Raw genomic sequence first — 23650 nt, 5'->3', positions numbered from 1 at the left:
GCGCGTAGCCTTGTGCTAAAAATTGGTTAACTAGCGGCAATCCCACATTACGAACTATTTTTCGGCTAGTAAGATGGCCGCTCAATGCCTGTCAGGATATGCGTGATAAAATTTCGTTTTCTTCCTCAAAAATAGCGAGACGCTTTTCTAATTGCTTGACGTCTTTTAAAGTCTTTGACTGACCCTTGATCATGATTGGGGTAGCTTGTTTAACCCAAATAGCAATAGAATCTTTGGAAGGTCCAAATTCGTCTGCTAATGACTTAAGTGAACGTCCTTCTTGGTGAAGTTTAACCAGTGAATCTTTAAAATCTTGTGAATAACGAATTGACATAAAAATACTCCTATACTTTCATTTTACGGACTGAATAAAAATAGTCCATTTTTTTAGTATAAGAGCACTATGGTTAAGCTAGGTGGACGTGGCGGCGGTGAGGGTAGTCACTATGTCAACCCTAAAGCCTATGCACAAATTCATAATGCTGATGACGTTGGTATGCAAACTGGTGGTTATTTCTGGGGTGAGGTTGGTGATTCAGTTAGTGAAGCAAGTTATCACGCACAATTAGCTGTACAAGACGCACAGAATGCTGGATTAGCTAAGGTTAGTTACATCGCATTGGATTATGAAGAAGGTGCAGGTCTGAATAAGGCTAACAACACGACAGCTATTTTGAAGTTCATGGACGCCATCTACGCTGCTGGTTACAAGCCAATGCTGTACTCTGGTTACTACTACATGAATGCTAACGTTGACTTATCAAGAGTGAATACACGTTATCCTAACGCTTTATGGGTAGCTTGGTATCTAACTACTGCTAATCAAGCAACGCCGCCTATGCAATATTTCCCAAATATGAGCAACGTTAAGATGTGGCAGTATGGTGATAATCATTTTGGTGTTGACGGTAACGTTATGGTGGTTGGTTCATTGGATAATGACAAGCCGACAGAGCAAACAGCTTCTAAGCCATCACAATCAACGAACACACCAAGTACACCAGCCAAGACACGTTATGCAACATTTAGTGGTGTCTATGTATCTGATTATTGGACGAAGTACAATCACAAAACTTATGGTATCAACATTGATATGAGTATTCCGGTGATTGATTACAACAACTATATTCCTATTTCAGCCCTGACTTTGACTGACCGATACGGTAATAAGCTGAAAAATCAATACATTCAAGGCAACAATGGACGTATGGAATACTTCACTTTGACTGGCAAGTACAAGGTCATTTCACAGACAGCGACAACGATTAACGTTGAAATTGGTGGTGAGCCAGTCTCGATGATGAAGTCGTTTGCAACAATCAAATAAGGAGATCACATGCAAGTAAATAGTATTTCAGATGTTATTATCTCAATCGCTTTGGCAGCTATTCCAATCATTGGTGGTTGGATTGGTAAAGTCATTACTGGCAATAGCAAGGCTACCACTTTGATTAACGTTCTATCACCCTTGGCTAAGGCTGCAATCGTGGCCATGCAAAAGTTAGGTGTGACACAATATCTAGAGGGTGAAGCAAAAAAGTCAGGTGCCGTTGATATCGTCAAAAAAGCGTTATCGGCATTAGGACTTTCAAATACGAATGAAACACTAATCAGGAACACTATCGAAAAAGAGTACGCTACATTGATTAATGAACTGAATCAGACGTACCCACAAATGACAGCTGAACAAGCCAAAGCGCAAGAGGCAGCAGAACAACAAGCAAGCGAAGTAGCCAAGGCTGATGAATTAGCCAAAGCACAACAGGCATTAGCTGATGCACAAGCAAAGGTTAACGCCTTACAAAATTGAATATAATAAAACCGCCCGACTGGATTATTTCTGGTTGGGCGGTTTTTGTGTCTTGATGATAATTATAAATTAGCAAAACGGCAAATTTATTTGACAAAAAATATACAAACAATATATAATTCATGTATAGGTAATACGTATTACGTAATATGTATTACTTCGGAGGATAAAACATGACAAATACAGGAATCGGAACAGTAACGGCAAAGGGTCAAGTTAGCATACCAGCTAAGTTCAGAACAAAGTTGAACATAGAAAAGGGAGATAAATTGACTTTTACCTTGAACGACAATCAGGAACTAATCGTTTCAAAAGAACCTAGCAAGTTAGATTGGGACGATTTGTTTGCTAGCTATCCTACGGAGGTGGTTGATATTGACGAAAACGGAAAATACGATGAAAAGAAGTCACCTAATTTCCATGACTGGATGGTTAATGGTTAATGAGTGAATTAGATCCCAGGATGAAAGTTTACGTGGTAAACATACCATATGAAGACAAAAGTGATTCAAAAACTAGACCTGCTTTAGTATTAAGCATGTCGGATGGATATATTAAATTACTAAAAGTTACCAGTGATTACGATAAAAAACCAGAAAAAATCAAAGAGCTATATTATCCTATTATAGAGTGGCAACAAGCAGGATTAAAAAAAGAGTCATATGTTGACTGCCACAGAACGTATAACATTACAACTGATTATATATTGAGAAACAAGCCGGTTGCTAAGTTAACGGTTAATGATAAAGTAGGATTGCATAGTTTTGTTAAGAACTTAGTTGATACAGGAAAGATACCTTTCAAAGGATAACCACCATAACAGGGATCCTTTTTTATTTGCCCTCAACCCGCACAAGTGATACCATTAAATAGCCCAACAACAGCATGATGAGTTACCCCAATTTCGAATCTGATATGTTTGTTGGGTTTTAAGTTGCAATTAAAATTCAAACAGCTTACAATAAGTAAGTCTTATGTTGACACTACCCAGCAATCATTATCGGAACTAGACCTAGATGTCTACCGATATCGCACAATGATCGTTGGGTTTTAATTTGTGATAAAATAGAGTCGTAGTTCTTTCAAGAGTGGACTACAGACCCAGCAATCGGTTTCATGCTCTCACGAGCTCTTCCTTATGGGATCGTTTTCAATTTGTTGGGTTTTTGTTTGCAATTCTAAGGTGACGTAGTAGAATAATAACAGGCTCAACATCTTGCTGTTCGCAGCATACCGTTTACAGGTTGTTGGGTTTTTATTTGTGTTAAAATAAACGAGTGGTCTTTTCAAGAGTGGACTACATGCTCGGCAGGTTAATTGATGTTACACTGTTGAGCTTTTTTATTACCCAAAAATCAATTACATGGTATTATAATGACACAACTCAACCACTGCTCTTTTGAATGTTATCGCTTTTGGTTTTTATGTTTACGTGTTGTTGAGCTTTTTGTTTGCTTATTTAAAGTATGTAGTGATAATATATAAGCATAGTAGGTGACTACTTAGCCCGACAGCTTTCTTAAAAATCTTCTTTACAAAATATGTGAAATCATGAGTTGAACGAATATACCTTGTCGGGCTTTTTGTTTGCAATATTTTACATGTTTATATAAAATAAAAGAGTAATTTCTTGCCATTGAAATTATAATGTATTTTCTCCCCAAAGAAAATACGCGTCCAGTATCAGGTTAGTTTACGCTAACCTGATTTTTTATTTGACAAAAATATTTATTATGAATTAGAATAATTTTGTAGTCTTAATGACTACGACTGTGTTTGTTGCTCCAACAGGCGTATTCTTTCTAGGTTACTTACTACTGGCGTGATTACGCAGATCATATTTACTCTTTAAAATTTGGCTTGTCCCTGTTGGGGTTTTTTTGTTGTAAATTTTTATTTCATATAGTAAAATATTTTTGTAGTCATGAGAGATTGGCCGCACTCAGCAAGTGCTCCTTCTTTATTTTTTAGTTTTGAAACCTTTATGTACCATTGTTTCTTGCTGAGAAATTCACTATACTACCGGTCATTAGTTGTAACCGGTTTTTATTTGCTATTTTAAAGTAAGTGATTTACAATATATTTCGTAGCTTTCTCTGAAAAATTGCTACACTTCTGTTAGATTTAAGGAGCACATCTGATGTGTTTCTTTTTTTATTTGCTTTCAAAAAGTAAGAGTGATACTATACAAATAGCCTAACAAATACGGTCGTAAGTATACACATTACTGTTTGTTAGGTTTTTATTTGCAATTAAAATCCAAATAGCTTACAATAAGTAAGTCTTATGTTGACACTACCCAGCAATCATCGTCGACCATTTCATGACGTGCCCGTCTTTTAAGTGAAATGCTTGGTTGTTGGGTTTTAATTTACACAGCAATCAAATAGGGGTAGAATAAGTGTAGCCCAACAATCACTTTTTAATAATGGAGGCGTCCATTCTGAAATTGTTTTCAACTTGTTGGGTTTTTATTTGCTATTTTAAAGTAAGTCCGATAGAATGTAGTACGTAGCTTCTCCGAAAACTGCTACATTTCTTTTATGTTTAAGGAGCACATCTGATGTGTTTCTTTTTTATTTGCTTTCAAAAAGTAAGAGTGATAATATATAGTCAGCTCAACAATCGATATCAAAGTTTAACGTCCATCCTTCTGATATCAGCGCAGATTGTTGGGTTTTTATTTGCTTAAAATAGGAAAAAGTAATAGACTGGGTGTATCATAATACTCCGGAGTATTGATGATCCATACATTGACCCGCTAACTGGTGCGGGTCTTTTTTTCTATTTAATATTCATATAATCAATAGAGCGCATAATTGGGCAACCCAACAGGAAATGGGGGAACTGATAAAAAATGTATTCCCGTTGGGTTTTAATGTTCATATAATCTAGGCCGAATATACTAATTGAGTATTCTCTTTCTCCTCTGACAGAAAATATATTACACAAAAAAGCCGACTGGAAATTAATCTGGTCGGTGTTTTTTTCTATTTGTACATTATTTGTACACTTTATTCGATAAAGCCTTGGTATATAGGGCTCAATAATCCCTTTCAAGTCATTAAACTTGCTTTTATTGAAATCAGTGGCGGCGTGCTTCAAAATGAGCAAGTTCAACAAAAAGTAGAGCATATTGTTCGAACAACTTTAGCAGATGATATTTTAGTAAAATCATGTGTCATTTATAAAACAGGAATGGCTTATAGAGTGAAAGTGTTAATTAATGGCACAATTAACGGCGATATTAACCTAAAAGGATTAGCACAACAGAAACAAAAAATTGTGACAGCGTTACGGCATAAATTTGCTTTTATGAATCTTGATTTGGTTTACGATGCCTAGTGCTTTGATTTTGTCGTTTAAAAATTGTTGACAAAAAATGAATTTTATATCGTAATGGAAGCTATTCGCCTCGTTTAAGACCGGAAAAAATGTCGTTTTTTGTGTTATTTATTGATATCTAAATTTTTAAGAATTGGTGTTGTGATAATGTTTTGATTTGACTTTGAATTCATGCTTTTCTAAAATAGCTTTATGTTAGAAAAGGGGAATTTATGATTGACAAAGCGATTTACAAGCAAATTTTAAAGTCCAGTTTTGACGCCCCAATCGACGTTGAATTTTGGGATGGGGAAACAGTGCATTTTGGTGAAGGTGAATCAATTGCCAAAATCATTATGCATGAGCTCATTCCGATTAAAGAAATTGTTGCCCATGCTTCACTTACTTTTGGTGAAGCCTACATGGATGGCAAAATTGAGATTCAAGGTAACTTACAAGAATTAGTTACATTGGCTTACCGGTCACAAGATAGCTTTTTCAATAATAGCAAGTTCTCTAAACTGATTCCTAAGCACTCACATTCTGAAAAGGTCAGCAAAAACGATGTTCAAAGTCACTACGACATTGGTAATGATTTTTATGAGATGTGGTTGGATAAAACCATGACGTATTCTTGTGCTTATTTTGCCAGTGACAGTGATACTTTAGAAGATGCACAGATGAATAAAGTGCGTCACATTCTCAACAAGTTGCATGCCCAAGAAGGTGAAACACTATTAGACATTGGCTGCGGTTGGGGAACTCTGTTATTCACAGCTGCCAAAGAGTACGGTCTAAAAGCTACTGGTGTGACCCTGAGTCAGCAACAGTATGATTTTGTCTCAGACAAAATTAAAGCAGAAGGTTTGACGGGTCAAGTAACTGTTTACCTAGAAGATTATCGCGAGCTAAAAGAGCAGTACGACCATGTTACCTCGGTTGGTATGTTTGAGCATGTTGGTAAAGAAAACCTGGCGGCCTATTTTTCAAAAGTTGACCAATTACTTGTTGAAAATGGTACTGCTTTGATTCATGGTATCACTGGCCAACATAAAGGTGCTGGTGTCGATGCATGGATCAATAAGTACATTTTCCCGGGTGGTTATATTCCTAATTTGGCGGAGAATATTGACCATATTATGGATGCTCATTTGCAGGTTGATGATTTGGAGCCGCTACGCCGACATTATCAAAAAACACTTGAAATTTGGACCGATAACTTTCACGATGTCAGTGAAAGTGTGACATCTCGATACGGTGAGCGTTTCTATCGTATGTGGGATTTATATTTGCAAGCTTGTGCAGCGTCATTTGAATCAGGCAATATTGATGTTGTTCAGTATTTGCTGACGAAAGGTGCCTCGAGCACTAATCTGCCAATGACACGTTCATACATTTATCATGCGGATGTAGCAAGTGGTGTAAAATAATAAAAGACTGTTCAATTCTAACGCTAGTAACACGTTAGAATTGAACAGTCTTTTTAAAACATTTTTATTAAAATAATGCCGCTCAGCATAATTAAAATGCCGATAACCTGAGTCATTGAGACGTTTTGACGTAATGATTTGAACAGTCCGAATTGTTGCACTAACATTGCGCCAACCATAACGCCTAGTGTTGAAATACTGACGGTTAAGCCAGGGCCTAATTTAGGAATTAGGAGGGACATTAGCGTCACAAATGTACCACCAGCAACACCGGCTGACCAAGATTGTGGCATTTTAATGCCACGAACGAGAACTTGCCATGTGTTGGGCTTGAGGAAAACGAGTACGATGAGACCAATCACAAACGCCCAAAGTGCACTTACCGTTGGACTGTCAATTAGATTGCCAAGTTGTCCGTTAAAAGTTGATTGGACAGTACATAAGACACCAGCGCCAAACGCCCATAAACGCAAGACCAAGCGTGAGGATGCTTGATTGTTTTGAGAACGGCTGGCGAGTGTTTTTCTTTTAGTGGCTAAGACGACAGCGATGTAAGTTCCTAATAATAAGACCATCAGACCAACAATGCGAAGCAGCGTCATTGGAATAATATCAACGTTGAACCAGCCAACTGTTTCAAATAACATGCCAGCGACAATTTGACCTAGTGTGGGCAACATGACGGTTTCAACCGCACCAATTTTTGGAAAAAGTATGATACAACTTGTGACAAACATTAAGCCAAACAAGCCACCGGTGAGTAACCAAAGTGGTGCTGAAAAGAGGTCAGCAATTTTAGAAAAGTCACCAATTATAATGGTCAACAGGAGTAGAAATAGGGTCCCAACTACATAACCAAGAAAACTGGCAGCGATTGGAGATTTAAGGCAGGCGCTTAACTCGGCATTGATAGCGTTTTGTGCGGCTAAAATTAATCCGGCGCCCAAAGCAATGATTAAAAATAACATTAAACTTGCTCCGTATTCGTCTTTTGTCGCTCTTTAATTGTCACAGTTTCACCACCGATAATCACGCGATTACAAATATTAAGGAACAGACCATGCTCGACAACGCCAACTTGGCCTTCCAAATATTCAGCTAATGCATACGGATTGTTAATGTTATTTAAATGGCAATCAATAATGTAGTGACCCGCATCAGTAACTAAAGGGGCACCATTTGCTTGACGTCTTAATTTAGGAAAGAATCCTCTATCGGTAAATTGACGGAATAATTGGCCATTCCCGTAAGGAATCACTTCAATAGGTAGTGGAAAACTACCTAAAGTTGCGTGAACTTTACTTTCGTCAACGATCCATATATTTTCGTTAGAGTTTTTGGCGACAATTTTTTCCATTAAGAGGGCAGCACCGCCACCTTTGATCCCGTTCAAATAGGTATCAACTTCATCAGCGCCATCGACAGTCACATCAATATGATCGACTTCGTCAATATCAACAATGGGAATGCTGAGCTCCGCACAGTGCTGGCTAGTAACTTGTGAAGTTGTGACACCGACAATATTGATATCTGCTTTTGCCAACGCCTCTAGGAAATATGACACAGTCGATCCTGTACCTAATCCGACAATCATGTTTGGTTTAATATATTGTAAGGCCGCCTCAGCAGCTTGTTTTTTTTGTAAGTCTTTATCAGTCATTATTAGCCTCTAGTCATCACTTTCGCTTGGTTAGCAAGTCCTGCGTCAACTTCTTGTTTGTTGGGAATGGATACAATTGCGCCTGAGCGACTGACGGTCAGCGAACTTGCGAAGCAACTGCGTGTAACAATCATATCTAAATCAGTCATTTTGGTAGAAATGTTAGCGGCAACCGTACCAATAAAGGTATCTCCAGCCGCCGTGGTGTCCACAGCTTTGACTTTGAAAATGGGTAATTGATTGTGTTGATTGTTGACGTTATAGAACACGCCATCGCCACCCAAGGTGATGATGGTGTTGTGTAATCCCCTTGATTTTAGCTGATCAACGAGTGCAGGTAATTTTTCAGGGGCGGTTGTTGGTTCAGTGCCTGCAAGTGCTGCTGCCTCGGTTTCATTTGGGATGATTAAGTCAGTATTTAGAATTATTGTATCATCTAAATGTGACGTAATTGGGGCTGGATTTAAAATAGTCAGTGCGGCATGTTGTCTCGCAATGGCAAATCCCTCAGCCACAACGTCTGTAGGAACTTCTAGTTGTGCGACAACAACATCAGCTTCAGCAATGGCTTCTTTGGCTTGCTGAATATCAGCAACGCTAAGTGCCATGTTGGCACCACCGTACACCATGATTGTGTTATGACCATCATTTTCCAGCATAATAGTTGCTGAACCGGTTGGTTGCTTTTTAGTAAAAATATACTTTGTACTGATACCTTCGTCATCTAATAGTTGCTTAAAGGCACGGCCACGTTCGTCATCACCGACTGCGCCGATGAAAGTAACATCAGCCCCTTGACGTGCAGCCGCTACAGCTTGATTTGCGCCTTTACCACCAAAGGTACTAGCTTGATTTTGCACTGCAATTGTTTCGCCTTGTTGCGGCATGCGTTCAATCATTTGAATGGTGTCAATATTGAGACTACCAATGATCACAACTTTATTTGTCATGATAGTTTACTCCTTAAGATAAAATGAGGTTAAACGTTTTACCTGAGTTAGGACTTTATTATAAATTAAAAGATTGTTTAAGTCAAGCACGTAAAAAAGCCCCTGAATGTTGCTTTAGCATTCAGGGGACATGATATAACTAAGGGTTTATTGATCTGTTGATAGTTGGGCAGTGGATTCTCGGATGACTAATTTAACGTCGAAAAATGCTGTTTGGTAAGGAAGATTGGGATGGGCGAGACGTTGCAAAATCATATTCAACGCTGATTGCCCAATTTCGGCGACTGGTTGGGCGATAGTGGTTAATGAAGGCACCACGAATTCAGCGTAGTCAGTATCATCATAGCCAACAATTGATATATCCTCAGGCACCTTAACATTTTGCCAAGTTAGACCGCGTAAGACACCGATTGCCATTTCATCATTTAATATAAAAGCAGCTGTTGCCTGGCTTTGTATTAATTGGTGAACAACTGCCAAACCACCGTGTTTAGAGAGCGCTGCTGAAATAACTGAAATAGGTGTCACGTTGGCAGCCGACAACGTATCAAGGAACCCAGCACGCCGTTGACGCATATTGTCGGTTAGGTCATTGGGTAATATGAGGGCAATATCACGGTGACCTAACGACAGTAAATGGCTTGCTGCTAAGCTACCACCGGTAAATTCATTGGTTTGTACCATGTCTTGAGCGTTGATATCGGCATTCTGGTCTAATACCAAATAAGGAATATGACGTTTTTTTAAAAAAGCATTCACAACATCGCGATTAGGAATCGGGCGACCGAAAATCAATGCTTGAACGCCACGTTCAACTAATGAATAAATTGAACTTTGCAAGTTGTCGGCAGTAGAGCCAATGAATACAAGATTCACATCTTCAGGCGCGTTGTCCTGCATACTTTGAATGATATCAGCAAAAAAGGGCATTCTAAATGAGGGAACAATAATACCAATCAAGCGGCTATGCCGCACTTTTAAATTACGAGCGGCACTGTTTGGTACGTATCCCAGCTCATCACGAGCTTGTAACACTTTTTTGATTGTTTCTGCTGAAAAGCGATCCCCCTTATTATTTAAGATTTGTGAAACAGCTGTAATTGAGACATTGGCCTTTTTTGCCACGTCCTTAATGGATATCTTATGCATCTTCTCATTCCTTGTTCTCATACTTAGTATCTATTGTACCAGTTAATTTTTTGAAAACGCTTCCAATTTTAAAATAAATATGCTACACTATTTTTGGTTAAACGTTTTACTTAAAAATTATTGTTTTCAGGAGAGGAACTGATTATGTTTTTAATCGTAAATTTACTTGGTATTTTTGTTTTCATTGCCATTGCAGCGCTGTTTTCTAATGATAGGAAGAATATTCCTTGGAGTTCAGTTGGTGTTGTGTTAGCCTTAGAAATTGCTTTGGCTTGGTTTTTCACGCAGTTCAAGGCAGGTCAAATTGCTGTTCAGGGTGCAGCTGATGGGTTTAACTGGTTAGTATCTGTTGCGTCAAAAGGTATTGCATTCGCATTACCTGAGTGTTTGACATCAAATAATGGTGGCCCAAACTTCGTAACCTCAGCTTTGCTACCCATTTTGCTCGTTGTGCCATTGTTTGATATTTTGACATATATTGGTTTGTTGCCATGGTTGATTAAATGGATTGGTAAGGGTTTGGCATTTGTCACTGGACAGCCAAAGTTTGAAGCATTTTTCTCAATTGAAATGATGTTTTTGGGTAATACAGAAGTTTTGGCTGTTTCAAAAAATCAGTTGGACAGCATGTCTGCACGGCGTAATTTTACATTAGCAATGATGTCAATGAGCTGTGTGACATCGGCAATCATTGGTTCTTATACACAAATGGTGCCTGGTAATTATGTGTTGACTGCTATTCCCTTAAACATTTTGGGCGCTATCATTGTGGCTTCCATTCTTAATCCTACTAAAGTAACGCCTGAAGAAGATGTAATTGTGAATGTCACTGAAAAAGGTGAAAAGAAAGAACCATTCTTTTCATTTTTAGGAGATTCAATCTTAGGTGCTGGTAAGTTGATTTTAATTATTACCGCTACTGTGATTGCCTTTGTTTCTCTGGCAGCTTTGATTAACCAATTGTTTAGTTTGACAGGATTGCATTGGTTAACGCTGGAAAATATTTTCGGTGTGATTATGTTCCCATTTGCATGGTTGTTAGGTTTCAGTGTTGATGATGCTTTCCGTTTGGCACAATACATGGGTACTAAGTTAGTGACTAACGAATTCGTTGTGATGGGTGAAGTATCAAAGTCGATTATGGCTGGTAAAGGCTTCTTCGCAAATGAGCATGCACGTGTTGTTTTGACTGTATTCTTGACAAGCTTTGCTAACTTTGGCACGATTGGTATGATTATCGGTTGTTTCAAGGGACTTGTTAATAAAGAAAAGAATGACTATATTAGTGCACGTGTACCATATATGTTGTTGGCTGGCGTATTAGTATCATTGCTTTCAGCTGCCACAGCAGGTTTGTTTGTTTGGTAAGAATTGTAGAGGAATAGATCATGATACCGATTATTTTAGATATGGATCCTGGCATTGATGATGCAGTGGCATTGTCAATTGCCTTAACTAATCCTAATTTTGACATTAAGTTATTGACTAGTGTGGCTGGCAATGTCAGTGTTGATAAGACAACTGCTAATTTACTCAAATTAACCACATTTTTTAATCGGCAAGAAGTACCTGTTGCCAAGGGTGCATCAAAGCCTCTCAAAAAGGCGTTTGTTGATGCTTCGTATATCCATGGTGCTTCGGGTATGCCAGGTTATGATTTTGAAACGCCAAAAAATCAGGCAATTGCACAAGATGCAGTGAGTGCGATGGCTGAAACGTTGCTGGCTGCGACAGAGCCGATCACTGTCGTGGCAACCGGATCTTACACAAATATTGCACAGCTCATCCAACGGTATCCAGAAGCTTTACCGCATATTAAACGCTTCGTGCTGATGGGAGGGTCATTATCTGGTGGTAACGTGTCTTCAGTGGCTGAATTTAATGTCTTTACTGACCCTGATGCAGCTGATATTGTCTTTAAAAGTGGTATCGACATTGTGATGATTGGTTTAGATGTTACGTTAAAAGCATTACTGTCTTTGAAAACGATTGACGCCGTTGCTAAACTTGGCGAGTGCGGTAAAATGTTACATCAGTTGATGACTGCTTATGGTGATACTGAAGCTGATGGTAAACCAATGCATGATGTAAATACAATCTGCTACTTATTGGCACCAGAATTTTACACGTTGACAGATTATTGGGTAGATGTCATTACACAAGGACCAGCAGCAGGCGCCACTGTGGCTGACACGCAAAATCGCTGGTCGCAAGGTAAAAAAAATGTCCATGTTGCAACAGACATTGATGCAGCAGCCTTTGAAAAATGGTTTGTTGCACAAATACCAAATATGAATAAACAACTCGAAGGAGAAGAATGACATGGCTTCTGTCAAAATGATTTTAGATTTAGATACAGGTGTTGATGACGCCTTAGCATTGGCATGGGCTGTATGTGATCCGCGTACAGACTTGATTGGTGTGATCGCTTCTTATGGTAATACATTAGTTGAAACAGCCGCACAAAATACATTGGATTTGTTACATTTATTAGGTGCAGACAATGTGCCAGTATTTTTGGGCGAATCTCATTCTTCAACAACACAAAGTTTTGATGTGATGCCAATTTCTAAAGCAATTCATGGTGATAATGGTGTTGGTAATATTGATATAACACATTCACCACGACAAGTTGAAACAATGAGTGGCATAGACTTTCTGATCAAAATGGCGCACCAATATAAGGATGAATTGGTTTATGTACCAACTGGTCCATTGACCAATTTGTCAAAAGCGTTGACAATCGATCCAGAAATTGCTCACCTGATTGGCAACACCACCTTAATGGGCGGTGCGTTGACAGTGCCAGGAAATGTGACGCCATTTACTGAAGCTAATATTCATCAGGATCCTGAAGCTGCAGATCATGTGTTTAGGGAGCAAGAACGGTTGACAATGGTTGGTTTAGATGTAACTTTACGGACATTGTTGACGAAAAACCACACTCAAAAATGGCGTGATCTAGGCACTAAAGCAGGTATAATATATGCTGATTTGATGGATTATTACATTGAAGCTTATGATCAACTTGGTATTGATCATCGTGGTGCTGCTTTACATGATCCACTAGCCGTTGCAGTGGCGATTGATCCTAGCTATGTCCTGACGATTCCATTGAATATGAGGGTGACATACGATCAAGAATCGGGTGATTACGGTCGTACAATCGGTGATCGAGAGCGTTTGCTTGAAGACACAACAACGCAAGTGGCAGTTGGTGTCAAGACGGAACGCTTTGTCAGAGACTTTATGGACTTTATGATTGCTGTTTTAAATGATTAAAATCTATTCAAGTACGGACGCGTCCGTACTTTTTTATTGCATTCGATTTGACTAGCGCGCCAGCTAAAAAAGTACCCAGAACAGGGAAATGTAGGTATTATGCTATAATTAAGAATGAATATTGATAACGTAATTTTTTAAAGGTGGTAGAGAGAAGATGTTGCATATCATAGGAGACACAGTTTTTGTTGGTATTATTGCTGGGCTACTGTCTGGCATGGTGAAAATTGGTTGGGAAGCCATTTTGCCACCTAGAAGTCAAGCTAGAGATGAGACTAATCCACCCCAACAGCTTTTACAACAACTTGGGTTTTCTAAATCGTTTACGCATGCTTATTGGACCTATGCCACAGATCAACGAATCTATTTTGTGGCGCTATTCATGCATTTTGGGTTTTCGATCACATTTGCTGCGCTGTTTACTTTTTTACAGGCATTTAATCATGTTGTAGCGATTGGTCAGGGAACAGTATATGGGGTTGTTGTGTGGTTCATTTTTCATATTGTGCTACTGCCACTACTAAAAACGATTCCGTCACCTGCCAAGCAACCATTTGCAGAGCACTTTTCGGAATTTTTGGGACACATCGTCTGGGGTTGGAGTATTTATCTGGTGATGGTGGCATTGATAGGTTAAGTTCATGTGACTGATAACGCTCAAGTGCCAATAGCTGGCATTTTACAAAAACGTGATGAATTTAAAACAGTCGCGTTTTTTATTTGTTGTTTGGAAACCATGGTACATTGTGCATTAGCACAGTGAGTGGTAATCTAGACTATGTTATTGCCTGATAAAATAGTTATAAAAGTGAGAGATAAAATGGATACTAGTGCCACAAAAAAGAACAGTGGATCATCATCGACAACACGAGAGAATATATCATTAACGATTGCTACCGTCATATTGGGTGTGATTGTTGGATTTAGCGCGATAGGTTTAAGTCTATTACTGGAATTGATTGAAAAAATATTTCTAAATTATTTGGAAACAGCACAAGCACCAGTGCCTACCGCTAGTGCTTTTCGAAGACTTATCTCAGTGACGGTTGGTGGCCTTTTGGTGGCCGTTGTGTGGTATTTTTTGAGAAATAAAACACAACCAACTGTTGGCATTAAAAAAGCGTTGGATGGTCAAAAAATGCCAGTATTACAAACAATTGTCCATGTTTGCACGCAAATTGTTTATGTTGGTACTGGTGGATCAATTGGTCGAGAGTTAGCGCCTCGTGAAGCAGGTGCTATGCTTGCCCAAACTTGGATACGTTTCCAATCACATTTGGGACTGGCAGATTTAACTGATGCTGATCGTCGTTTATTGATAGCAGCGGCAGCTGGTGCTGGTTTTGCCGGTATTTATATTGCCCCTATCACAGGTATGCTATTTTGTGTTGAAATATTGTTAAAAAAATTATCATTACGCAACGTGTTAGTGAGTCTGACGATGTCAATGATAGCCATGTTAATGGGATCTTTAATAAAAGGATTTCACCCGTATTATTTAGTTGGGGATGCGCATTTTTCGATTATTAGTTTGATTTTAGTTATTATTATTGCACCATTCACGGGATTTGCTGGTGCGTTATTCCGTGTGATTTGTCAATGGGCTGAAAAAAATCAAGTCAAAAAATCGCCAATTTTGTGGCAGTTGCCTTTGGTAGCTTTCTTAACTGGTGTGGTCGCGTATTTCTTTCCGGAAATCATGGGCAACGGTCGAGCACTTGCACAGACGGCCATTTGGACCAAAAGCTCACAAGTCCTATGGCTTTTGATTGCTGTGGGAATCCTTAAAGCTGTTGTGACAGTCTTGACAATCCGTTTCGGTGCAGCTGGTGGTACATTAACACCAGCCATTGCCATCGGTGCAGCGATGGGCGCAATTATCGGTATCGGTTTATCACAGATATGGCCTAATCTTGTGATTTGGCAGTGCGCTGTTTTAGGTGCCGTAACTTTGTTATCAGCCTCCCAACAAGCACCTTTCATGGCAATGTTCATGATTCTTGAAATTTGTCACCTTAATTACTCAGTGTTCTGGCCAATGGCGATTGGAGTGACCATTGCAATGGTTATTTCTCGTCAAACATTAAAAAAATATAACACCATAGTTCAATTGAAAACAGTACCAGTTCCTAAATGAAAGGGGATTTGACTATGAACAGTAAAAAAATATCACGTCAAACAGTTATAATTGTGAGTATTATTTTTATCTTTAATGTTGTTGCGCAATTTCTAATTAATTGGGTACAAGGTTATCAGCCTAAAACCTATCAAATACCAACTAATGGTTTGACAATGTTACTTAACTATCTTGGTGACTATTGGGTTAATTATGCTGTCACTGGTGTTGTTTATCTATTACTGTGGTTTGTGTATGTTAGTTTGTGGTTGGGGGCATTCTTGTGGCTTTGGCAAAAAATAACATGGTCTCGTTTTCAATCGGGTTTGTTAAAGGGACGCGTTCATTTATATGCTGCATTGTTGTTGATTTTGACAATTCCTTTAAATCAATTTGGCTTTAAATTTCCGTTATCTTACTACTTAACTATTCCTAAAACGTTTCTTGATAGTTTGAATAGTCAGTTGGCTTTGACCGTTGGTATTGTTGTTTACATACTTTATTTTCTATTTGTCATGAAAATGAGATTTTTGATTTACCAGACTGTCGTTGGTCAAGATAGTTTTGGGTTGAGCTTTAAAAATAGTTGGCGTCGCAGTCAGTTTGACTTTAAGTTTTATCGCAATTTATTGTTGGTTGTGGTTATTCTTGTTTTCAGTTTGTATGGGGTTATTTACGGACAGCAGTTACTTGATACATACGCATCAGTCACAATCAGACATGTTTGTGCGAATGTATTGATTGTAGTGATGACTGGCATTTTTTATGTCATTACAGCAAAATTTGTCGACTTGCTGGCTGATTATGCTCATCCTAACAACTCACACCAGTCGGTTAATGTTCAGAATCAGCCATGGCATTGGCAAACAATATTGGTTTTGATTGCTGTTAGTGTTTTGAGTGTGTGGCTATCTGGTAAATGGATAGACCAACCGAATGGCCGTTACTTAGTGATTGCTCACAAAGGCATTAGCAACCCGAATCAAACACCAAATGTCGTTGAAAACTTGAAAAAAGTAAGTGCAACTAAACCAGATTACGTTGAAATGGACATTCAGCCAACAAAAGATGATGTTTATGTTTTGAGTCATAATACGAAAGTAACTACCACAAGTGGTAAGTCGTATAAAATCAATCAAACGAAATGGTCGACTTTAAAGTCACTGAAACTAAAAGAAGCAGGGCATACATTCAAGTTGTCGTCGTTTGAAAATTATCTCAAAACAGCCAATTTGTATCATCAGAAATTACTAGTTGAGTTGAAAATCAATGATACAATTACTAATGAGCAATTGCAAAAATTTGAGACGAAATATGGTCCATTAATTCAAAAGAATCATTCAGAAATTCAATCGTTAAATCAGAACGCCTTAAAAAGAGCGAGCCGCTATTTGAAAGTCAAAACTGGATTGTTATCACCAGTTAAGAATACGATTGATAGCACAAAAACGAATCAATTTTATGCGATTGAATATTCAGCTGTTGACCAAACGGTTGTGCGCGCGATTAATCAACACAAAAAAGATTTATATGCTTGGACGGTCAATGATTCGGCGGATGTTGCCAGTGCCTATGTGATTGGCGTGCGCGGTTTCATCACCGATCATCCAAAACAAGTTCGTCAGCAATTGAAACAGCTGGTTAAGCACACGACATACAGTGACGCATTGCGTGGTATATTACTATTCCAAAAGTCAGCTATTTAAAAAAACACGTATCACTCATAAAATAATGGGTGATACGTGTTTTAATTTGTTAATCTAAAACATCATGAATAGTGATAATACCGACAACTTCTTCATTATCGTCAAGGACAACTAAGTTGGAAATATTATGTGCCGCCATTTTTTTCCAAGCAGCGCTATTGCGGGCTTCTTGGTTAATGCTGATGAATCCTTCTGTCATGTAATCTTTGGCAGTAGAATTTTTGACTTGACTAATGTCCAAAAATTTTTTACGAATGTCGCCGTCGGTAACAATACCAATGACTTTTTCATCATCGTTTTTGACAAGCGTCATGCCAACGGCAAAATCACTGATACGGTAGATAACATCATTGATTGGTGTCGATGTATGCACATAAGGAATCTTCGTGTGCATGGCATTTTTAACATTTTGGAGTAATAACTTGCCAATGGAGCCACCTGGGTGATACAGGGCAAAGTTTTCGCGTTTGAATGCTTTCTCTTTTTCAATTGCAATTAACAAAGCATCACCCATAACCAATGTGGCCGTCGTTGAGCTAGTCGGCGCTAATTTAGTAGGGTCTGCTTCTTCAGCAATATCAACTTTTAAGAGTAAATCTGTACTATTAGCTAATGTAGAATCTTCTGACCCTGTGATAGCCACAGTTTTAAGATTATTGTGGTGAATCACTTGCAAAGCAATCAACGTTTGAATGACTTCTTGGGTTTCGCCACTATTAGAAATGAAAATTGCTAAATCATCACTAGCAACACGACCAAGATCACCATGATAGGCCGTACCAGCATCAATATAAAAGCTTGGAACGCCAACTGATGAAAAAGAGGCTGCAATTTTGTCAGCAATAATACCCGATTTGCCAATCGCAATAAAAATGAGACGTCCCTTGGTCTGTAATATAGCTGCCACTACACTATCAAAAGTCGTGTCCAAAGTATCTCGGACAGATTTTAACGCGTCAATTTCAGTGTTGAACGTGTGTTTTGCATCGTCAAAGTAAGTCGTCATGGGCATACACCGCCTTCATTTCAAGGTGTTCATGAAATAATCGATTCGCATTCTCCAGAATAGGACGAATTTTTGACAAGTATAATTGACTGTCTTGGTCCGAAATTGCCTCGGGTGGATTAGGGTGGACTTCAGCAAAAATGCCATCAATACCAATGGCTAGTGCCGCGCGCATCAGTGGAAAGGCGTAATCACGATTACCACCTGAATGATTGCCGTAACCACTTGGCACTTGAACAGAATGGGTCGCGTCAAAAATGACGGGATAGCCTGTTTCACGCATTTGAATGAGACTTGTCATATCAACAACAAGCTGGTGATAGCCAAACATAGTGCCACGTTCAGTTACCAGAATATGCTGGTCGTTTGTTGCTACTTTATCCACAGCTGTTTGAATATCTTCCGGTGCCATAAACTGTGCTTTTTTGATGTTGACAACACGCCCAGTTCTTCCAGCTGCTAATAGTAAGTCAGTTTGTCGGCTTAGATAAGCAGGAATTTGCAATACGTCTGCGACTTCAGCTACAGGTTCACATTGATAAGGTTCATGAACGTCAGTGACGATTGGCACATGATAATTCTCTTTAATCTTGGCTAAAACTTTCAGACCAGCTGCCATGCCGGCGCCTCGTTGGGAATCAATAGAACTACGATTTGCTTTATCAAAAGATGATTTGAAAACGTAATTTATCCCGAGTTCATCGGTAATTTGTTTTAGCGTCTCGGCGACCTCAGCACATGTTTCATAGGATTCAATGGCACATGGGCCGGCGAGGAGCGTGAGACGATCGTTTTTAAAGCCGTAATTTTGAAATACATCACTAATTTGTGGCATGATTTTCTATCTCCTAACTTAAATCAAATTTTTGTTGGGTGGTTCGCTATTAATTGATGAGTTTTGCATGGCCATGCTTTACTTAATTAATATTACGGATATTATAGCATGAGTTTGTGAAAAGCATGTCCGAAAACGATTGGTTTCTAATGACAATCTAACATTTTCGTTTCAAATGGTATGAGCATAATATTTGCAATAAAATATTATATTTGTTATTCTTAAAGCATAAACCAAGGGATTTGATTAACATTTCTTAGAAAGTTAATCTATTTTTTGGTATTAAATATTGAGAAAGAGGGATATTGAAATGGGATTAATTTGGACGCTAATTATCGGTGCAATCATTGGCGCCATTGCAGGTGCGATTACTAGTCGCGGTGCTGCAATGGGTTGGATCAGTAATATCATTGCTGGCTTAATTGGTTCATGGTTAGGTGAAAGCTTGTTGGGTTCTTGGGGCCCAAGCTTGGCTGGCATGGCACTAATTCCATCAATCATTGGCGCCGTTATTCTAGTGCTAATTGTTTCATGGTTAGTTGGCAGAGCTAATAAATAAGGTCAATCTGCTCTGATTTTAAATCATGTTAAAAGGGACTTTTTAGATAAAGTCCCTTTTTTGTGCGTATTAACGATCTGACAAGCAAAATAATAAGTATTTCTGACAACAAAGCGTATCATATATTATAAAGATTGTTATGTTTTGGATGAGAGAGTGACAAATAGATTTAAAGTTAATTTGATATGAAAAAAAGGGGAGAAGATGAAATCACATACTAAATATATTGGTGCAGTTATTGCTACAATTTTGGTCGTTCTAATGGTCAGCGTTGGCGTGTATGCTTACAGTCAATCACACACGATACAAAAATCACAATCAGCACATCAATCTAGTAAATCAACATCAACAAGTCATCGTGCTAAATCATCAACTAGCACTGAGAATTCAAGTACAACATCATCGAGTAGTAGTAGTAGCGCAAGTTCTAGTAGTTCAAGCAGTGCCCAAAGCAGTAGTAACGTGGCAACTTGGGCAGCACTTGATTTAACGCACCAAATTGCGATTTTGATACAGGCTGCATTTGCTGGTCAGAATGGCAAGCCCAATGCCCAATTTGATTTCACACAAAACTACTGGGCAATGACGGGAAGTGTAAATGACGGCGAAATTCAGCGTTATGTACCGCAAACGGACAGTTTTGCTGGAATATCGGATATTTTGTCAGCAAAAATTAATATCAATGGCGACCAAATTCAAGTTGCCAGACCAATTTTGGAACCATTTACAACCTCTTTAAACACATCTGTTGCGACTTACTACGATGAACAACATCGTTCTGTTACGGACCAAATCGCCCAGCGAGTCGTGACGCCAGCCAGACTACAAGCCATTCGTGAAGGAAAATAAAGCGTCGAGAGAGCATATTTTTTGCATTGGTTAATAAACGGAAGTATAATATTCGTAATGTTAGTAATGCCAAAATTCCATTCCCAGGAGGATTCAGTATGGCAAAAGTAAAAAAGAGTACAGGATTTTGGAGTAAATTATCAATTTTGTTGGCTGTTGGTCAACTGTTATTCAGCCTTTATCATGAAATTAAGCAATCGCGCAAAAAGTCTTAAATACTAATTAAGGTGCCGTGCAAACACATGTTTATAAAAGGAGACTTACAATGTTGAAATCTATTTTGAAGTTTATGCTTGCTTCCACGCTTATTGTCAGTGGTTTGATTGTTGGTGGTACAATTTTTGCCGCCAAAGGAATTGATGAATTAGGCGATGATTTAGAAGACAAAATACATGGTTGATTTTGATAGTATAAGACCATAATAGTGATAGCCAATTAATCATTATGGCTATTGCTATTTTTTAATTGAAAAGAGGGATTTGTATGAATGCCGCGTTTTTATCACATCTTAATTTAGGAACAATTTCAAAAGTCACACCTGTTGGGGGCGGTGACATCAATCAAGCTTTTCGTTTAGAAAGCAGTACAGGACCAGTGTTTTTGTTACTGCAACCAAATCATAAAAAGGAATTCTTTATTCATGAAGTCAATGGTCTAGCGTGTCTAGCACGCTTTGTTAAAACGCCACAAGTCTTACGGATAGGAGAGTGGGGTGATAATGCTTATCTTGTTTTGTCTTATTTAGCGCATCAATCACAAGGGGATGCTTTCGCGTTAGGCACCGCCTTGGCAAGAATACATCAGCAAACTAGTCCTCAAGGCCAATTTGGATTTGAGGAATCATTCACAATGGGGACTTATACAGCTGACAATTCTTGGCAAAAAAGTTGGTCAACATTTTTTGTACAGCAACGTTTAATGCCCTTGCGAAAAATGATTCGAGATCAAGGTTTGTGGTCGGAGGAATTAGATCTATCATTTCAAGCGGCTATCAAGCAATTTGAACGCTTGATGGTGGATTATCAAGCGCAACCCTCACTATTACACGGCGATCTTTGGTCAGGAAATTATATGTTTGGGTTAAATGGTGAACCCATTCTAATTGATCCCGCAGTATTTTATGGTGATCGTGAATTTGATATTGGGATTACAACCGTTTTTGGTGGCTTTTCCGATGCGTTTTACCGTGGTTATCAAGCAACTTACCCATTGACTTCGGGGTACGAAAGACGCATATTGTTTTATCAACTGTACTATCTGATGTTCCATCTGTCACAGTTTGGTGCCGGATACTTGGCACAAGTACAGCAAAAATTAGTCAGCATCAATCAACAACATGACTAATGAGCGCCTAGCATTTAGTTTGACTTATCTAATGCTATAATGACGTTAATAAAAAATATGATTTAAGGAGAAATTATGGCTAATATATACCAGTTTCAAGCGATCAAAGAAAATGGGGAAACATACTCATTAGACAGTTTGAAAGGGCACCCCGTTATCATTGTTAATACGGCTACAAAATGTGGTTATGCACCGCAGTTTGAAGAATTAGAATCGCTTTATAAAACTTATCAAGACCAAGGCTTAGTCGTTCTGGGCTTTCCATCTAATCAATTCAAACAAGAATTGGACTCAAGTCATGACGCCGCTGAAGCGTGTCGCTTGACATACGGCGTGACGTTTCCCATGCACCACTTGATTTCTGTGAACGGCAAAAATACCGATCCATTGTTTAAGTACTTAAAGGAAAACACGAAAGGTACTTTTGGATCGGCAATTAAATGGAATTTCACTAAATTTTTGGTTAATCAAAAAGGTGAAGTGGTTGAACGTTTTGCGCCAAATACATCACCTAAAGAAATGATTACAGATATCGAAAAATTGCTTGGTGCTTAATTTTTATTTTGTGATCAATCAGCGTTGGGGTGAAAGCGTAACGTCAAGTAAGTATTTTGTCTTAGTTGCTTCACCAGCAATTCTTTTCTCAAGAACTTCAATGGCGACACTTGCCAACTGTTCAATTGGTTGCACAATGGTTGGCATGTTTGGAAAAATAGCTTGAATGAGTCGTGTGCCATCAAAACCTACTACGATAGGTTTTGATGGCATTTTTGATACTAGGGGTAGCATTTGCGTTGCTTCAACATCATTACTTGCAAATATGGCGTCAACGTCGCCATGTTGTTGCAGCATTTTGGTAAAATTGGCTGTTTTTTGTGCATAGCTCTTTTCAAAATCAATTTGCCATGTAATGGGTGTTAAGTGGTGTTTGACCATTGTGTCTAGATAACCTTGATGTCGTTGGTCACTTGGCATATTGTTGGAAAACGGATCTGTGGTATGAATAATTTTCTTTGCGCCTTGTTTAATCAAAAAATCCGTTGCTAACACACCACCTTGATAATTATTCACGGCAATCGTAGGAATTTCATCATTAAGAATGCGTTCAATTGAGACAATTGGTAATCCGTGGTATTTATTGTAGGTTTGAATGTTAAAGTTATGCGTCCCGACAATTAAACCATCAACTTGGCGGGAAAGTAATTGCTTTAAATAATGCTCTTCTTTTTTGGCATCCTGAGTTGCATCGCCGACAATGACTGTATAGCCCTTTTGATATAATTTCTTTTCAAGTGTTTCGACGAGTTCGCCAAAAAAAGGGTTGGCGATTGACGGGAAAAGCAGACCAACGATATTTGTTTTTTTCTTTTGCAATTGTTGCGCTGCTGCATTCGGTTGATAGTTTAGTTCAGCCATAGCGTCGTGTACTTTATCAATTGTGGCTTGGCTCAAATAGCCGCGTTTATTGATAACACGAGAGACTGTCGTTTTTGATACGCCGGCAATTTCAGCAACATCTTCTAATTTGTAATTCATCACATCACCTAAAAAAATAAAAATGCTTACCCTAATTTGATAAGCATTATAAAACTAACTATAAGTATACTACAAGTGATAATAAACTTTGATA

Annotated in this window: 25 protein-coding genes; 17 read left to right on the top strand and 8 right to left on the bottom strand. The window is 38.5% G+C overall.

What is annotated here, in order from left to right; genetic code table 11:
* Nucleotides 1–91: 91 nt before the first annotated feature.
* Complete coding sequence (locus tag FF105_RS06725) at nucleotides 92–334, bottom strand: transposase (RefSeq protein ID WP_290046485.1); 243 nt, start codon at nucleotides 332–334, stop codon at nucleotides 92–94.
* 69 nt (nucleotides 335–403) lie between these two features.
* Between FF105_RS06725 and FF105_RS06720 the strand changes: the two genes are divergently transcribed.
* The 6 genes from FF105_RS06720 (at nucleotide 404) to FF105_RS06695 (ending at nucleotide 6564) form a co-directional block, all read left to right on the top strand.
* Nucleotides 404–1327 carry a GH25 family lysozyme gene (locus tag FF105_RS06720; RefSeq protein WP_234456353.1) on the top strand — a complete coding sequence of 308 codons (924 nt, stop codon included), beginning with the start codon at nucleotides 404–406 and terminating at the stop codon, nucleotides 1325–1327.
* A 9-nt stretch (nucleotides 1328–1336) separates the two neighbouring features.
* Nucleotides 1337–1810 carry a holin gene (locus FF105_RS06715; RefSeq protein WP_148422878.1) on the top strand — a complete coding sequence of 158 codons (474 nt, stop codon included), beginning with the start codon at nucleotides 1337–1339 and terminating at the stop codon, nucleotides 1808–1810.
* 173 nt (nucleotides 1811–1983) lie between these two features.
* Nucleotides 1984–2253, top strand: coding sequence for an AbrB/MazE/SpoVT family DNA-binding domain-containing protein (locus tag FF105_RS06710; protein ID WP_010277753.1), 270 nt, complete (start codon nucleotides 1984–1986; stop codon nucleotides 2251–2253).
* Nucleotides 2253–2621 carry a hypothetical protein gene (locus tag FF105_RS06705; RefSeq protein ID WP_010277757.1) on the top strand — a complete coding sequence of 123 codons (369 nt, stop codon included), beginning with the start codon at nucleotides 2253–2255 and terminating at the stop codon, nucleotides 2619–2621. The genes FF105_RS06710 and FF105_RS06705 overlap by 1 nt, the downstream gene beginning before the upstream one ends.
* Before the next feature lie 2387 nt (nucleotides 2622–5008).
* Nucleotides 5009–5155, top strand: a complete 147-nt coding sequence (locus FF105_RS06700) for a hypothetical protein (protein ID WP_290046483.1) — start codon at nucleotides 5009–5011, stop codon at nucleotides 5153–5155.
* A 212-nt stretch (nucleotides 5156–5367) separates the two neighbouring features.
* Complete coding sequence (locus tag FF105_RS06695; protein ID WP_148422876.1) at nucleotides 5368–6564, top strand: SAM-dependent methyltransferase; 1197 nt, start codon at nucleotides 5368–5370, stop codon at nucleotides 6562–6564.
* Nucleotides 6565–6617: 53 nt separating this feature from the next.
* Here FF105_RS06695 and FF105_RS06690 read toward each other — a convergent pair whose 3' ends face one another.
* The 4 genes from FF105_RS06690 to rbsR form a co-directional block, all read right to left on the bottom strand.
* Nucleotides 6618–7532, bottom strand: a complete 915-nt coding sequence (locus FF105_RS06690; RefSeq protein WP_200136119.1) for a DMT family transporter — start codon at nucleotides 7530–7532, stop codon at nucleotides 6618–6620.
* Nucleotides 7532–8224, bottom strand: a complete 693-nt coding sequence (gene rpiA / locus FF105_RS06685) for a ribose-5-phosphate isomerase RpiA (protein WP_148422874.1) — start codon at nucleotides 8222–8224, stop codon at nucleotides 7532–7534. Before rpiA ends, FF105_RS06690 begins: the two co-directional genes overlap by 1 nt.
* A 2-nt stretch (nucleotides 8225–8226) precedes the next feature.
* Nucleotides 8227–9174, bottom strand: coding sequence for a ribokinase (gene rbsK, locus FF105_RS06680; RefSeq protein WP_010281905.1), 948 nt, complete (start codon nucleotides 9172–9174; stop codon nucleotides 8227–8229).
* A gap of 147 nt (nucleotides 9175–9321) precedes the next feature.
* Nucleotides 9322–10323 (bottom strand): ribose utilization transcriptional repressor RbsR, encoded by a 1002-nt coding sequence (rbsR, locus tag FF105_RS06675; RefSeq protein WP_010281901.1) that lies wholly within the window; start codon nucleotides 10321–10323, stop codon nucleotides 9322–9324.
* 144 nt (nucleotides 10324–10467) lie between these two features.
* Between rbsR and FF105_RS06670 the strand changes: the two genes are divergently transcribed.
* The 6 genes from FF105_RS06670 (at nucleotide 10468) to FF105_RS06645 (ending at nucleotide 17427) form a co-directional block, all read left to right on the top strand.
* On the top strand, nucleotides 10468–11691 hold the full coding sequence (locus FF105_RS06670) for a NupC/NupG family nucleoside CNT transporter (RefSeq protein ID WP_290046482.1): 1224 nt from the start codon (nucleotides 10468–10470) through the stop codon (nucleotides 11689–11691).
* Nucleotides 11692–11711: 20 nt separating this feature from the next.
* Entirely contained in the window at nucleotides 11712–12644 is a 933-nt protein-coding gene (rihC, locus tag FF105_RS06665; RefSeq protein ID WP_148422873.1) for a ribonucleoside hydrolase RihC, read from the top strand.
* Between the two features lies 1 nt (nucleotide 12645).
* Nucleotides 12646–13605 carry a nucleoside hydrolase gene (locus tag FF105_RS06660; RefSeq protein WP_148422872.1) on the top strand — a complete coding sequence of 320 codons (960 nt, stop codon included), beginning with the start codon at nucleotides 12646–12648 and terminating at the stop codon, nucleotides 13603–13605.
* 157 nt (nucleotides 13606–13762) lie between these two features.
* Nucleotides 13763–14242, top strand: a complete 480-nt coding sequence (locus FF105_RS06655; protein WP_010281885.1) for a DUF1440 domain-containing protein — start codon at nucleotides 13763–13765, stop codon at nucleotides 14240–14242.
* Between the two features lie 183 nt (nucleotides 14243–14425).
* Entirely contained in the window at nucleotides 14426–15742 is a 1317-nt protein-coding gene (locus tag FF105_RS06650) for a chloride channel protein (protein WP_290046480.1), read from the top strand.
* Between the two features lie 14 nt (nucleotides 15743–15756).
* Complete coding sequence (locus FF105_RS06645; RefSeq protein ID WP_010281877.1) at nucleotides 15757–17427, top strand: glycerophosphodiester phosphodiesterase family protein; 1671 nt, start codon at nucleotides 15757–15759, stop codon at nucleotides 17425–17427.
* A gap of 49 nt (nucleotides 17428–17476) precedes the next feature.
* Here the strand turns inward: FF105_RS06645 and FF105_RS06640 are convergent, their stop codons facing one another.
* Both FF105_RS06640 and kdsA read right to left on the bottom strand, forming a co-directional pair.
* On the bottom strand, nucleotides 17477–18433 hold the full coding sequence (locus tag FF105_RS06640; protein WP_010281873.1) for a KpsF/GutQ family sugar-phosphate isomerase: 957 nt from the start codon (nucleotides 18431–18433) through the stop codon (nucleotides 17477–17479).
* Nucleotides 18417–19268, bottom strand: a complete 852-nt coding sequence (gene kdsA / locus FF105_RS06635; RefSeq protein WP_148422869.1) for a 3-deoxy-8-phosphooctulonate synthase — start codon at nucleotides 19266–19268, stop codon at nucleotides 18417–18419. The genes FF105_RS06640 and kdsA overlap by 17 nt, the downstream gene beginning before the upstream one ends.
* Nucleotides 19269–19578: 310 nt before the next feature.
* Between kdsA and FF105_RS06630 the strand changes: the two genes are divergently transcribed.
* The 5 genes from FF105_RS06630 to FF105_RS06610 all read left to right on the top strand — a co-directional run bounded on the left by FF105_RS06630 (nucleotide 19579) and on the right by FF105_RS06610 (nucleotide 22575).
* Complete coding sequence (locus FF105_RS06630; protein WP_290046479.1) at nucleotides 19579–19827, top strand: GlsB/YeaQ/YmgE family stress response membrane protein; 249 nt, start codon at nucleotides 19579–19581, stop codon at nucleotides 19825–19827.
* A 204-nt stretch (nucleotides 19828–20031) separates the two neighbouring features.
* Nucleotides 20032–20676, top strand: coding sequence for an RNA polymerase (locus FF105_RS06625; RefSeq protein ID WP_290046478.1), 645 nt, complete (start codon nucleotides 20032–20034; stop codon nucleotides 20674–20676).
* Between the two features lie 265 nt (nucleotides 20677–20941).
* The gene (locus FF105_RS06620) at nucleotides 20942–21076 is read left to right on the top strand and encodes a hypothetical protein (protein ID WP_010281853.1); all 135 of its coding nucleotides are present in this window, start codon (nucleotides 20942–20944) and stop codon (nucleotides 21074–21076) included.
* An 83-nt stretch (nucleotides 21077–21159) separates the two neighbouring features.
* Nucleotides 21160–22020, top strand: coding sequence for a fructosamine kinase family protein (locus FF105_RS06615; protein WP_148422867.1), 861 nt, complete (start codon nucleotides 21160–21162; stop codon nucleotides 22018–22020).
* 75 nt (nucleotides 22021–22095) lie between these two features.
* On the top strand, nucleotides 22096–22575 hold the full coding sequence (locus FF105_RS06610; RefSeq protein ID WP_010281845.1) for a glutathione peroxidase: 480 nt from the start codon (nucleotides 22096–22098) through the stop codon (nucleotides 22573–22575).
* 18 nt (nucleotides 22576–22593) lie between these two features.
* On the opposite strand, the gene FF105_RS06605 is transcribed toward FF105_RS06610, so the two are convergent.
* Nucleotides 22594–23556 (bottom strand): LacI family DNA-binding transcriptional regulator, encoded by a 963-nt coding sequence (locus FF105_RS06605; RefSeq protein ID WP_148422866.1) that lies wholly within the window; start codon nucleotides 23554–23556, stop codon nucleotides 22594–22596.
* Nucleotides 23557–23650 lie beyond the last annotated feature (94 nt).

The organism is Leuconostoc sp. UCMA20149 (assembly GCF_030400235.1).
GTDB classification, from domain to species: Bacteria; Bacillota; Bacilli; order Lactobacillales; family Lactobacillaceae; genus Leuconostoc; species Leuconostoc pseudomesenteroides.
Note: the sequence above shows the minus strand (reverse complement) of the source record. Positions and strands in the feature narration are given on the sequence as shown.

Excerpts from the sequence above, each read along its gene's own strand:
- FF105_RS06625 (WP_290046478.1), top strand. The coding sequence starts at position 20,032 with ATGAAATCACATACTAAATATATTGGTGCAGTTATTGCTACAATTTTG.
- FF105_RS06620 (WP_010281853.1), top strand. The coding sequence starts at position 20,942 with ATGTTGAAATCTATTTTGAAGTTTATGCTTGCTTCCACGCTTATTGTC.
- FF105_RS06705 (WP_010277757.1), top strand. The coding sequence starts at position 2,253 with ATGAGTGAATTAGATCCCAGGATGAAAGTTTACGTGGTAAACATACCA.
- FF105_RS06650 (WP_290046480.1), top strand. The coding sequence starts at position 14,426 with ATGGATACTAGTGCCACAAAAAAGAACAGTGGATCATCATCGACAACA.
- FF105_RS06660 (WP_148422872.1), top strand. The coding sequence starts at position 12,646 with ATGGCTTCTGTCAAAATGATTTTAGATTTAGATACAGGTGTTGATGAC.
- FF105_RS06630 (WP_290046479.1), top strand. The coding sequence starts at position 19,579 with ATGGGATTAATTTGGACGCTAATTATCGGTGCAATCATTGGCGCCATT.
- FF105_RS06715 (WP_148422878.1), top strand. The coding sequence starts at position 1,337 with ATGCAAGTAAATAGTATTTCAGATGTTATTATCTCAATCGCTTTGGCA.
- FF105_RS06670 (WP_290046482.1), top strand. The coding sequence starts at position 10,468 with ATGTTTTTAATCGTAAATTTACTTGGTATTTTTGTTTTCATTGCCATT.
- FF105_RS06615 (WP_148422867.1), top strand. The coding sequence starts at position 21,160 with ATGAATGCCGCGTTTTTATCACATCTTAATTTAGGAACAATTTCAAAA.
- FF105_RS06720 (WP_234456353.1), top strand. The coding sequence starts at position 404 with ATGGTTAAGCTAGGTGGACGTGGCGGCGGTGAGGGTAGTCACTATGTC.
- rbsK (WP_010281905.1), bottom strand. The coding sequence starts at position 9,174 with ATGACAAATAAAGTTGTGATCATTGGTAGTCTCAATATTGACACCATT.
- rpiA (WP_148422874.1), bottom strand. The coding sequence starts at position 8,224 with ATGACTGATAAAGACTTACAAAAAAAACAAGCTGCTGAGGCGGCCTTA.
- FF105_RS06690 (WP_200136119.1), bottom strand. The coding sequence starts at position 7,532 with ATGTTATTTTTAATCATTGCTTTGGGCGCCGGATTAATTTTAGCCGCA.
- FF105_RS06725 (WP_290046485.1), bottom strand. The coding sequence starts at position 334 with ATGTCAATTCGTTATTCACAAGATTTTAAAGATTCACTGGTTAAACTT.
- FF105_RS06710 (WP_010277753.1), top strand. The coding sequence starts at position 1,984 with ATGACAAATACAGGAATCGGAACAGTAACGGCAAAGGGTCAAGTTAGC.
- FF105_RS06700 (WP_290046483.1), top strand. The coding sequence starts at position 5,009 with ATGGCTTATAGAGTGAAAGTGTTAATTAATGGCACAATTAACGGCGAT.
- FF105_RS06605 (WP_148422866.1), bottom strand. The coding sequence starts at position 23,556 with ATGAATTACAAATTAGAAGATGTTGCTGAAATTGCCGGCGTATCAAAA.
- kdsA (WP_148422869.1), bottom strand. The coding sequence starts at position 19,268 with ATGCCACAAATTAGTGATGTATTTCAAAATTACGGCTTTAAAAACGAT.
- FF105_RS06655 (WP_010281885.1), top strand. The coding sequence starts at position 13,763 with ATGTTGCATATCATAGGAGACACAGTTTTTGTTGGTATTATTGCTGGG.
- FF105_RS06695 (WP_148422876.1), top strand. The coding sequence starts at position 5,368 with ATGATTGACAAAGCGATTTACAAGCAAATTTTAAAGTCCAGTTTTGAC.
- rihC (WP_148422873.1), top strand. The coding sequence starts at position 11,712 with ATGATACCGATTATTTTAGATATGGATCCTGGCATTGATGATGCAGTG.
- FF105_RS06640 (WP_010281873.1), bottom strand. The coding sequence starts at position 18,433 with ATGACGACTTACTTTGACGATGCAAAACACACGTTCAACACTGAAATT.
- rbsR (WP_010281901.1), bottom strand. The coding sequence starts at position 10,323 with ATGCATAAGATATCCATTAAGGACGTGGCAAAAAAGGCCAATGTCTCA.
- FF105_RS06645 (WP_010281877.1), top strand. The coding sequence starts at position 15,757 with ATGAACAGTAAAAAAATATCACGTCAAACAGTTATAATTGTGAGTATT.
- FF105_RS06610 (WP_010281845.1), top strand. The coding sequence starts at position 22,096 with ATGGCTAATATATACCAGTTTCAAGCGATCAAAGAAAATGGGGAAACA.